The sequence below is a fragment of the Exiguobacterium sp. SH0S2 genome (genome assembly GCF_004337185.1).
Classification (GTDB): domain Bacteria; phylum Bacillota; class Bacilli; order Exiguobacteriales; family Exiguobacteriaceae; genus Exiguobacterium; species Exiguobacterium aurantiacum_A.
Genome location: NZ_SJVB01000009.1, coordinates 33,667 through 43,819 on the forward strand (window position 1 = coordinate 33,667; position 10,153 = coordinate 43,819).

Sequence of the window (10,153 nt, forward strand, 5' to 3'; positions counted from 1 at the left end):
ATCATCATGGAAGTCGGAACAGCCGTTTCGCATTGGCGGTCGTAGCCTCGGCGAGTGCTTCGTAAGGCATGCCGCGGAGCGCTGCAATCTCTTCAGCGACGTAAGTGACGTATGCCGGCTCATTTCGTTTACCGCGGAACGGTGTCGGCGTCAAATAGGGACAATCCGTCTCGACAAGAAGACGGTCGAGCGGTACTTGCTGCGCCACTTGCTTCGGCACTTTGGCGTTTTTGAACGTCACCGGTCCGCCGAGCGAGATATAAAAATTCAGCTTTAAACAGCGTTCGAGCAATTCGACAGACATGCTGTAACTATGAAACACGCCGCCGACAACTTCCGCGTGCTCTTCTTCTAGCAGATCGAGCACGTCCGCCGTCGCTTCGCGGTTGTGGATGACGATCGGCATGTTCGTCCGCTTCGCGATTGCGATTTGCTGACGGAACACACGCTGCTGTACATCTTTCGGTGACTTGTCCCAATGATAATCAAGGCCGATTTCCCCGAGTGCCATCACTTTAGGATGTGCCATAAGCGCTTCAATTCGGGCGAGTTCAGCTTCGGTGCAGTCAATCGCGTCGACCGGATGCCAGCCAACGATGGCGTAGACGTCCTCATACGCCTCAGCCAACTCAATGGCACGGTCAATCGTAGGTGTATCGAATCCGACGACGAGCATCGGCGAGACGCCGGCAGTGCGAGCACGCTCGATTGTCGCCTCGACATCTTCATTGAACTGCTCAGCGTTAATATGGGTGTGCGTATCAATCAACATGATGCATCCTCCTTATTTAGACAAAGAGAGGGAGACCGAAGTCTCCCTCAAAATTATTTGACGATGGCCCCGTTCGGCATATTCTCTGAGACGGTGGCGAGTTCTAGCTTACCATCTTTATCGGCTGCTAAAATCATTCCTTGAGACAGTTCACCGCGGAGTTTGACCGGTTTCAAGTTGGCGACGACGATCACTTTTTTACCGACTAAGTCTTCCGGCGCATACCATTCGGCGATGCCCGAGACGATTTGTCGCGTTTCGCCGCCAAGGTCGACTTGAAGCTTCAATAGTTTTTTCGCTTTCTTGATCTTATCTGCTTCGACGATTTGCCCGACCCGAAACTCAACTTGGTCGAACACATCGATCGTGATTTCTGGACGGACGTCCTCATCTTCAGTTTCAGTCGGCGTTGCTTCCGCTTCGATGCGCGCTTGCGAAGCTTGACGCATCATCTCTTGAATCGCATCGACTTCTTCTTTCACGTCTCGACGTGGGAAAATCGGCGTTCCGTCCGTCACGACCGCTCCATCAAAGGCAGCGAACGTATCGAGCGCTTCCCATGACATGTCTTCGTCAACGAGTCCGAGCTGACGGAACATTTCTTTCGGCGCCCGTGTCATGAACGGTTGAATCATGATCGCGACATGGCGGAGTACGCCCGCGAGGTGCGTCATCACAGATGCAAGCTCATCACGCTTCGACTCATCTTTTACGAGCACCCATGGTTGTGTCTCATCGATATATTTATTGGCTCGGCTGACGAGTTGCCAAATGCTTGCGAGGGCGACCGAGAATTCCATATGCTCCATCGCTTCTTCTGTCTTGTTCGTCGTTTCGTTTACCATACGGAGAAGTTCCGCATCGAACGCCGTCACATTCCCCGCATAAGCCGGTACGTTGCCATCGAAATACTTCTTGATCATGGCAACGGTCCGGTTGAGAAGATTCCCGAGGTCGTTCGCGAGATCAAAGTTCAAGCGATCGACGAACGCTTCCGGTGTGAACGTGCCGTCTGCACCGAATGGGACTTCACGGAGCAAGTAGTAGCGAAGCGAATCAAGACCGTAGCGGTCGATGAGTGGAATCGGATCGACGACGTTCCCTTTTGACTTCGACATCTTACCGTCTTTCATGAGCAACCAGCCGTGCGCGAACACTTGCTTCGGTAGCGGTAGGTCAAGCGCCATGAGCAGCGCCGGCCAAATGATCGTATGGAAACGAACGATTTCTTTCCCGACCAAGTGTACGTCTGCCGGCCAGTAACGATTGAACAATTCATCGTTATCTGTCCCGTAGCCGAGCGCGGAGATATAGTTCGTGAGCGCGTCGACCCAGACGTATACGACGTGTTTCGGATTCGACGGGACTTGTACACCCCAGTCGAACGTCGTCCGCGAGACTGCCAAATCCTGCAGCCCCGGCTTCAAGAAGTTGTTGATCATTTCAGTTTTACGCGATTCCGGTAAAATGAAATCCGGATGTGACTCGAAGTACTCGATCAACCGGTCCGCATACTTGCTGAGGCGGAAGAAATAGCACTCTTCGCGCACGAGTTCCACCGGATGGCCGCTGTCAGGACTTTTTCCATCAACAAGTTGTGATTCTGTATAGTACGTCTCGTCCGGGATTGAGTACCACCCTTCGTACTCACCGAGGTAAATATCATCATTTTTGAGCAGTGTCTCAAATACGTGCTCGACGACCGCTTTATGACGGGCGTCAGTTGTCCGGATGTAATCGTCATATGAGATCTCAAGCTTGTCCCAAAGCACACGGATGTCTTTGACGACTTCATCGACAAACGCTTGTGGCGTCACGCCAGCTTCTTGGGCCTTTTCTTGAATCTTCTGTCCATGCTCGTCGGTCCCAGTTAAGTAACGGACGTCAAATCCTTTTAAACGCTTATAGCGAGCAATCGCATCGCCGGCCACCGTCGTATAGGCATGACCAATGTGTAGTTTCGCACTCGGATAGTAAATCGGAGTCGTGATATAAAAAGTTGGCTTCGCCATAGTATGTTCTCCATCCTTTCGACATTTGCAATTTCCATTATACACGGTTCGACAAAAGAATTTCCAAACCAATTGTTTGGAATTAATTTGATACTAGCTTATAAAAAATGTTCCAAAAAAACCCTTTCTTTGTTTCAGGTGCAAACTTTCGGGGAATTTTATGGATATATGATTCCCTTATCGTCATTTTTCGAAAAATGCGCATTTCCAATAGTAAGCAGTTGACTGCAATTGGAAAGTTTAGTATGCTTTTTGCTGAAGCCACATTGTCGAATTTTGACGATTCATGTCACCATGAGATTTCGACATCATTGGAGGAGGAAACACAAAATGAAATCTACAGGTATCGTACGGAAAGTTGACGAGCTCGGCCGCGTCGTTATTCCAATTGAATTGCGCCGGACACTCGGTATCGCTGAAAAAGACGCACTCGAAATTTACGTCGACAACGAACAAATCATCTTAAAAAAATACAAACCGAACATGACATGCCAAGTGACAGGCGAAGTATCTGACGACAACTTCAAGTTGGCTGACGGAAAACTCATCCTTTCACCTGAAGGCGCACAGCGCGTTCTCGTCGAGTTGAAAAACATGCTCGAGAACTACTACAGCGAAGAGTAAGCAAGGGAATCCTTGCTTACTCTTTTTTGTCGACTTGATGATACGCATCGTAGACTTCGCTTCGTGCCAAGCCACGCTCTTTCGCGACTTGCTTAATGGCCGCGTTCGGTTTGAGTCCGTCTTCGATGTACCGGTCGACATGCTCTAAAGGCGACAGCGCTTCCCACCAGTCGCTCGTCGGTGCCGACTCTGTAGAGCCGCTCACCATGACGACGAATTCGCCACGCACCTCGCCCTCGCACCATGCGAGCGCCTCTTCAACCGTGCCTCTTAAAAACTCTTCGAACGTTTTCGTCAACTCTCGACCGAGCACGATTTCGCGATTACCGAGTACGTCCTTCACCCCGGTCAACATTTCTTTCAACCGATGCGGTGCCTCATAAAAGATGAGTGTACCCGGTTCATATTGAAGGGAAGCCAACACTTCGGTCCGCTCTTTCTTTTTACGAGGTAAAAACCCGTAGTATAAGAACCGTTCTGTCGCGAGGCCAGATGCGACGAGTGCCGTGAGTGCCGCGTTCGCACCCGGCAAGACGACGACTGGCAGCTTCGCCTCGATCGCGAGTCGGACGAGGTCACTCCCCGGATCTGAAATACCAGGCATGCCCGCATCCGATACGACGGCGACGGACTTACCGTTTTGAATGTCTTCAATTAAACGGGGTCCGCTAACTTGCTTATTGTGCTCATGATAGCTGACCAATTTCGTCTCGATCTCGAAATGACGACATAGTTTCATCGTTTGCCGTGTGTCTTCGGCCGCAATCAAATCGACTTCACGCATGATGCGGACGGCACGGTACGTCATGTCCTCTAAGTTGCCGATCGGTGTCGGTACGACATAAAGCGTCGGCCCCTCAGTTTGATAACTTTTCTGTGAATTCATTGGTCGTCCCCTCCATCAGCTGCTGTTTTTGAGCGCGGGTCAATTGTTTGATCGACCATTCATACCGCATCGCTTCCTGTTTCGTCTCGAACGACTTAACGTATCGAAGACTGACCGGGAGACGCGCCCTCGTATATTTCGCACCTTTACCGGCGTTGTGCACAGTGACCCGTTTTTCGATATCGGTCGTGTAACCGGTGTAGTAGGTTTGGTCACTGCATTCGAGAATATACGCATAATAGTTACGCATCGAGGATGTCTCGCATCGTTTTCGTATACGTATCATCTTCCTCATAAACGATAAACGGAGGTAAGATCGTGAGTCCTGGTTTTCCATCTTTAGACCCCTCTATAAGTAATGTGTTCGCATCTCGTCCTGCCTTCGGGTAGACGAGCTGCATCCGCTTCGGCTCAATGCGGTATGCCCGCATGAGCGTGACGATATCGAGCAGCCGTTCGGGCCGATGGACGAACGCGACTTTCCCGCCTGGCTTCACAAGCTGACTTGCCGAACGAATGCAATCTTCAAGCGTACAGAGTACTTCGTGACGAGCAATCGTATGGTGCTCATTTTGATTGCGAAGCGACGTCTCATTGGCCAGGAAGTAAGGTGGGTTACACGTCACAACATCATAACGGGCATGGCCGAGACTGGAGGCGGCCGTTTTCACATCTCCTTCGATGATGTGAAGCCGCTCTTCGAGACCGTTCACCTCAATGCTGCGATTCGCCATGTCGACGAGCCGGGGTTGAATCTCGACGCCCGTCACCGTCCCTTTCGTCCGATAAGATAAAAAGAGCGGGATTGCGCCGGTGCCAGCGCATAAATCGACCAACTTTCCTTGTTGAATCGGTACCCAAACGAATTCGGCGAGTAGCACCGCATCCAATGAGAATGAAAAGACATCATCACTTTGGATGATTTTACCGGGGCGTCCAAGCAAATCGTCAAGGCGCTCCCCTTGTTTTACAGTCACGCTGTTTCCCTCCTATATAACAACAGAGGCGACGGACAGAGATTTCCTCCGTCTATCGCCCCCGATTAATGCTTATTTAACATCGACATACAGAAGAGGCAATCGCCATCTTTTCTGACTTGTCCGTAGTGCAAGTTGCAAATATGGAACCCTTCCTGATAGAGCGCCGCCAAGTTGTTCTGTCCTTTTCCGGACAAAGCGATTTGCGGATCGCCATCAGGGGTTTCGACTTCTGCAAGCTGCTCAACCTTTTCACGCAGGTGATGGTTCTCGAGATACATATGTTGGTTTTCTTCAAGCAAATAGGCGAGTTGTTCTTTGAGCACGCTTAAATGCTCCGTCAACACGTACATCTGTTGCTCGATGGCATCGACCCGCATCATAACTTCTTTTTTATCCATTCTCTCCACTGCTCAGCACCCCATCACTGTTTCAACGGTTTTCGTTTGACCGCACCGACTTCGACGAGTTCATCGATCGTATACGTCACAACACGAGTCCGGTCATTCAATTCGACTTGAATCAACTGATCCAAGATGTTGAGACCGACGACACGTCCGTCACCTTCTGGAATTTTGATTCGCTTCCCGACGTCTGGCAAGTCTCGTTTCAATTCTTCATACGTATCGTTCTCATATTTGAGACAACACATGAGACGACCGCATACACCGGAGATCTTGTTAGGGTTCAAGGAAAGGTTTTGATCCTTGGCCATCTTGATGGACACCGGTTCGAACTCGCCTAAGAACGAGGAACAACACAGCACTCGACCACAAGGACCGATTCCACTGAGTAGCTTCGCTTCATCCCGCACCCCGATTTGTCGGAGTTCGATCCGTGTCCGGAACACGCTCGCTAAGTCTTTAACAAGCTCGCGAAAATCAACGCGCCCCTCAGCCGTGAAATAAAAAATAACTTTATTACGATCAAATGTATACTCAACATCTACTAATTTCATCTCAAGTCGATGTTCGCGAATTTTTTCTTCACAGACGGCGTGAGCGTCAACAGCTGCCAATCGGTTGTCTTGAACGATTTCGGCATCTTTTTGATCGGCGACACGAAGGATCGTTTTCAACGGCAAGACGACTTCGTCTTCACCTAGTTGTTTACCAACTTGGACGATTTCACCGTATTCGATTCCTCGCACCGTCTCGACGATGACATGGTCTCCACGTTCAAGCGTTGCTTCGCCTGGTGAAAAGTAATAGATTTTTCCCGCTTCTTTAAAACGGACTCCAACTACTTCAAGCACGCTCTCCTATCCCTTCTGCAAATCGAACGTTAACCGTTCGAACGTTAATTGAGGATTGACGTTTGCCTCGAGCCGTCGAATCGCTTCATGAACGAATTCGATGGCATGGACGATTTTGTGTACCGGACGATCATTCACGAAAGCCGTATATAACGACTGCTCTTTCGTGAACAGTTCCGGGACATAATCGGTTCGAACTTTGAAGTGGAGAGCTTCCTCCAACCAACTTTCGAACAGTTCGAGGCCGACTCGGAGTTCATTGCGCCCTTTGAAGTGACCGAGCCACTTCTCTTGGGCGAACAAAAGCAACTCTTGCGGCCGTTTTGTCAATACTTCAACTAATTGTACCACTAGCCCGTACGCCTGTACAAACCAGTCGTTGTGAAGTGCCTCGCGCGCATCGTCCCATTTCGGATAAACGGTCAGGGCAAGACGTGCCAAATCGTTCGTGCATTGCATCTCTTCTGCCAGTTTTTCAGCAAGGTGGACCCGGTCAATGGGGCGAAATACTAAGTGTTGAGCCCGGGAACGAATCGTCGGGAGAAGCAGTTGAGGTTGCGTCGTCACCAAAATGGCGAGTTTGCCGACACCGGGTTCCTCAAAAAACTTTAATAAACTGTTCGCTGCTTGCGTCGTCATCTTATGCGCTTGGTGGATCACATAGACTTGACGATCGCCCTCGGCTCCCCGTAACGACAGGTCGCTCAATAGCTGCTGGATTTGTTCTTTTTTGATACTGGCCCCGTCCGGTTCAACTTCCATGTAGTCGACGATATTGCCAGAATCCATCCGTTTGCAGTTTCGGCAAACGCCACAAGGTTCAGCCCCGCTAGGCATCTCACAAAAAAGTGCCTTGGCAAATAATTGGGCCGTTTCAATCAGATAAGGTTCATAGTCACCCGAAAAAATGTAGGCGTGCCCGATTTTTTGAGCGGCAATCGAATTCTCAATCACTTTTGCTACGACTTTCTGTGATTCAGTCAACTCTTGGAATCGCATATGTGTGACCATTCCCATTAAAACTGATGAAATCCTTCAATCGGCAAGACGAAAATAGTCGCTCCGCCAACTTGGACTTCAACAGGATACGGAATGTATGAATCGGCATGTCCACCCATAGGCGAGATCGGCGTAATCATTTGATCGCGGCTTGAGCAGTTCGATTTGATCAAACCTAGCAAATCGTCAAGGCGTTCTTTCGGTACACCAATCATGAACGTCGTATTACCTTCCTTCAAAAAGCCTCCGGTCGTAGCCAATTTCGTCGCTCGAAAATCCTCTTCAATTAAAGCGTCTGACAAACGCGCGCTGTCTTTATCGTGTACGATTGCGATTACCATTTTCATAATTCGTTCACTCCTCTTTCGTGTAGTCGTTCTATCGTGATATCGAACACTTCATCTTGGATGAGTTCAATCGTCTGGCTTGCGTCGATTCGGACCATTCGGCCAGGATTTTGTTGAAGTAACGTCAAGAAACCTTCATAGACGCGTTGATGAAACGCCTCGTTCCGACTCTCGATTCGATCTAACTGCCCGCGTTCTTTCATGCGATGACTCGACTGCTCTGGACTTAAGTCGAATAAGAAAGTCAAATCGGGTGTGACTCCAGCTGTCGCCCACTTATTGAGCGACACAACTTGCTCTAAGTCATACTGAAGACCATACCCTTGGTACGCGATGGATGCATCGACAAACCGGTCACAAACAACGATGGCACCCCGGTCGATGGCCGGACGAATCACCTGATCCACGTTTTGTGCACGAGACGCTGCATACAGCATCATTTCGGTGCGTGGTGTCATTTCGTCATGCTCTGGAGACAATAACACTTCCCGGATGCTATTCCCGACTTTTGTTCCTCCTGGCTCTCGTGTCATAACAACCTCATACCCTTTTTTAGTCAAGGCGTTAGCCAGCAATTGCAACTGCGTCGTCTTTCCAGACCCGTCTGGACCTTCGACAGTGATGAACATACCTTTCACGTTTAAAACTCCTCTACGATAACATCAATTTGTTTTATCATAACATGTCTGTTCGCCTGGAGGTTCCGTCCCAACGAAATCCACTCTTTTAACACACGAATTTTCTCATCCGTCACGGTCTCACCTTTTAAAATCCAAGGGATCCCTGGCGGATAAGGGATAATCGTCTCAGCTGCAACGCGTCCGATCGCTTCATCGAACGGAAGGCGCACGACGTGTGTATCTTCTTTTATAAGATGAAGGCGCGAAACAGGCTCCGTCATCGGAAACGGATAAATTGTTTCATCCTCGTCAATGAGCGGGACATGCTGAGAAGCATTTTTAATCAGCTTCACCCAATGATGGATCTCTTGCGTTTTTAATTCCCGGAACGGCAGACAGAATAACACATGGTCCTCGGCCGCAAGCTCAATATCAATTCCAATCGAAGATAGATGTCTACTAAAAATCAAACCGTTCTTCGGATAAGTCAGTACCGTCATTTTTGTGAAATCGTCGCCCACTTTTATCGTGAAACCGGCACGTCTCATTTCCATAATAAAAGCTAAATGACTCGTTTGAATCAGTGACCAATCTCGGTCACTCAAATTTTCGAGATAAGCTCGAGCGTGATCAAGAGATGCCATAATCAAGTAAGACGGGCTAGACGTTTGGAAGGAAGAAAGCGCATGAAACAAACGCGATTCATTAATATCTTCCTTATAGTGAATCCAGGCCCCCATCGTGAATGCCGGGAGTGTCTTATGGGCGGACTGGACGACAGCGCTCGCACCTTCAAAAATCGCTGAGCGGTTTGGAAGATTCGGATGAATCAAGTGTGCCCCATGCGCCTCGTCTACAAGTAAGGGAATCGTTAACGTCTGCAGAAAACGACTGATTGCCCGTACATCTGCCATATCCCCATAGTAAGTCGGGGACGTAAGCAGTAACGCTTTTCCTCCGGGATATTGCGTAACTGCCGCTTCGACAGTACGAAGGGAAACGACCGTCGGCAGACCGCTACCCCGTTCTAGTTCAGGAGTTAATAAAATCGGCTCTAAGCCCAACCATTCAATTGCGTTCCAAACTGATTTATGTGAGTTTCGCTGGACGTATACCCGCTCACCTCGTTTGACTGTCGCAGCTAACATGCTCCAGTTGCCAACGGTCGATCCGTTGACTAACCACTTACTCTTACTTTGATACAGGGTCCCAAGAGCCTCTTCACCTTGCTGGATAATCCCTTCAGCGTGATGAAGGTCATCCAGATGTGCAAGTTCGGTTAAATCATACGGCATGATTTTATTAAATGCTGTCGGGAGGCTATCATCTGTCACGGTCCCGTTATGATGACCTGGCACATGAAACGACACACGTCCTTCCCGAACGTGCTGTTCAAGCATTTCCATAAACGTGAATGGATTATTTTTAGGCTTTCGAGTCATGTGAAAATCCTCCTTATCCGACACCGTACGCATAAATTATACAAAAAGAGACGACCAAGCATGTGCTTGGTCGTCCTTCATATGGCCTGGCAACGTCCTATCCTCACAGGGGGAGACCCCCAACTACTTTCGGCGCTGAAGCGCTTAACTTCCGTGTTCGGCATGGGAACGGGTGTGGCCGCTTCGCTATCGCCACCAGACAAGGGATTGTTCCCTGAA

The 10,153-nt window shown here is 49.3% G+C and carries 12 protein-coding genes and 1 rRNA gene; 1 reads left to right on the top strand and 12 read right to left on the bottom strand.

Translation table 11 applies throughout. The annotated features are described in order from the left end of the window. Window positions 1-4 precede the first annotated feature (4 nt). Window positions 5-772 (bottom strand): TatD family hydrolase, encoded by a 768-nt coding sequence (locus EVJ21_RS14920; protein ID WP_131466510.1) that lies wholly within the window; start codon window positions 770-772, stop codon window positions 5-7. A gap of 53 nt (window positions 773-825) precedes the next feature. Further along, the gene (gene metG / locus EVJ21_RS14925) at window positions 826-2,784 is read right to left on the bottom strand and encodes a methionine--tRNA ligase (RefSeq protein ID WP_131490786.1); all 1,959 of its coding nucleotides are present in this window, start codon (window positions 2,782-2,784) and stop codon (window positions 826-828) included. 330 nt (window positions 2,785-3,114) lie between these two features. Here metG and EVJ21_RS14930 point away from each other — a divergent pair, with 330 nt between their 5' ends. Then, window positions 3,115-3,408: a transition state genes transcriptional regulator AbrB gene (locus EVJ21_RS14930; RefSeq protein WP_070329391.1), complete on the top strand. Its 294-nt coding sequence runs from the start codon at window positions 3,115-3,117 to the stop codon at window positions 3,406-3,408. A 16-nt stretch (window positions 3,409-3,424) separates the two neighbouring features. Here EVJ21_RS14930 and rsmI read toward each other — a convergent pair whose 3' ends face one another. The 10 genes from rsmI to rrf all read right to left on the bottom strand — a co-directional run bounded on the left by rsmI (window position 3,425) and on the right by rrf (window position 10,134). Further along, on the bottom strand, window positions 3,425-4,294 hold the full coding sequence (rsmI, locus tag EVJ21_RS14935; protein WP_070329392.1) for a 16S rRNA (cytidine(1402)-2'-O)-methyltransferase: 870 nt from the start codon (window positions 4,292-4,294) through the stop codon (window positions 3,425-3,427). Continuing rightward, a complete protein-coding gene (locus tag EVJ21_RS14940) occupies window positions 4,266-4,544 on the bottom strand; it encodes a GIY-YIG nuclease family protein (protein WP_016510809.1) in 279 nt (92 codons plus the stop codon). The genes rsmI and EVJ21_RS14940 overlap by 29 nt, the downstream gene beginning before the upstream one ends. Beyond that, window positions 4,537-5,271, bottom strand: coding sequence for a tRNA1(Val) (adenine(37)-N6)-methyltransferase (locus tag EVJ21_RS14945; protein WP_070329393.1), 735 nt, complete (start codon window positions 5,269-5,271; stop codon window positions 4,537-4,539). Before EVJ21_RS14945 ends, EVJ21_RS14940 begins: the two co-directional genes overlap by 8 nt. Before the next feature lie 65 nt (window positions 5,272-5,336). Then, window positions 5,337-5,672 (bottom strand): DNA replication initiation control protein YabA, encoded by a 336-nt coding sequence (yabA, locus tag EVJ21_RS14950; protein WP_016510808.1) that lies wholly within the window; start codon window positions 5,670-5,672, stop codon window positions 5,337-5,339. Between the two features lie 23 nt (window positions 5,673-5,695). Continuing rightward, complete coding sequence (locus tag EVJ21_RS14955; RefSeq protein WP_070329394.1) at window positions 5,696-6,526, bottom strand: PSP1 domain-containing protein; 831 nt, start codon at window positions 6,524-6,526, stop codon at window positions 5,696-5,698. A gap of 6 nt (window positions 6,527-6,532) precedes the next feature. After that, window positions 6,533-7,543, bottom strand: coding sequence for a DNA polymerase III subunit delta' (locus EVJ21_RS14960; RefSeq protein WP_131490787.1), 1,011 nt, complete (start codon window positions 7,541-7,543; stop codon window positions 6,533-6,535). Beyond that, window positions 7,543-7,872 (bottom strand): cyclic-di-AMP receptor, encoded by a 330-nt coding sequence (locus tag EVJ21_RS14965; protein WP_070329395.1) that lies wholly within the window; start codon window positions 7,870-7,872, stop codon window positions 7,543-7,545. The genes EVJ21_RS14960 and EVJ21_RS14965 overlap by 1 nt, the downstream gene beginning before the upstream one ends. Further along, complete coding sequence (tmk, locus tag EVJ21_RS14970) at window positions 7,869-8,510, bottom strand: dTMP kinase (protein ID WP_131466508.1); 642 nt, start codon at window positions 8,508-8,510, stop codon at window positions 7,869-7,871. The genes EVJ21_RS14965 and tmk overlap by 4 nt, the downstream gene beginning before the upstream one ends. A gap of 2 nt (window positions 8,511-8,512) precedes the next feature. Continuing rightward, the gene (locus tag EVJ21_RS14975; protein WP_236633567.1) at window positions 8,513-9,934 is read right to left on the bottom strand and encodes an aminotransferase class I/II-fold pyridoxal phosphate-dependent enzyme; all 1,422 of its coding nucleotides are present in this window, start codon (window positions 9,932-9,934) and stop codon (window positions 8,513-8,515) included. A gap of 84 nt (window positions 9,935-10,018) precedes the next feature. Then, window positions 10,019-10,134 (bottom strand): 5S ribosomal RNA (gene rrf / locus EVJ21_RS14980). Window positions 10,135-10,153 lie beyond the last annotated feature (19 nt).

Bases quoted from the DNA above. Each gene is read 5' to 3' on its own strand.
- EVJ21_RS14965 (WP_070329395.1), bottom strand. From the start codon at position 7,872: ATGAAAATGGTAATCGCAATCGTACACGATAAAGACAGCGCGCGTTTG.
- EVJ21_RS14940 (WP_016510809.1), bottom strand. From the start codon at position 4,544: ATGCGTAACTATTATGCGTATATTCTCGAATGCAGTGACCAAACCTAC.
- EVJ21_RS14960 (WP_131490787.1), bottom strand. From the start codon at position 7,543: ATGGGAATGGTCACACATATGCGATTCCAAGAGTTGACTGAATCACAG.
- EVJ21_RS14975 (WP_236633567.1), bottom strand. From the start codon at position 9,934: ATGACTCGAAAGCCTAAAAATAATCCATTCACGTTTATGGAAATGCTT.
- EVJ21_RS14930 (WP_070329391.1), top strand. From the start codon at position 3,115: ATGAAATCTACAGGTATCGTACGGAAAGTTGACGAGCTCGGCCGCGTC.
- EVJ21_RS14920 (WP_131466510.1), bottom strand. From the start codon at position 772: ATGTTGATTGATACGCACACCCATATTAACGCTGAGCAGTTCAATGAA.
- metG (WP_131490786.1), bottom strand. From the start codon at position 2,784: ATGGCGAAGCCAACTTTTTATATCACGACTCCGATTTACTATCCGAGT.
- yabA (WP_016510808.1), bottom strand. From the start codon at position 5,672: ATGGATAAAAAAGAAGTTATGATGCGGGTCGATGCCATCGAGCAACAG.
- rsmI (WP_070329392.1), bottom strand. From the start codon at position 4,294: ATGAATTCACAGAAAAGTTATCAAACTGAGGGGCCGACGCTTTATGTC.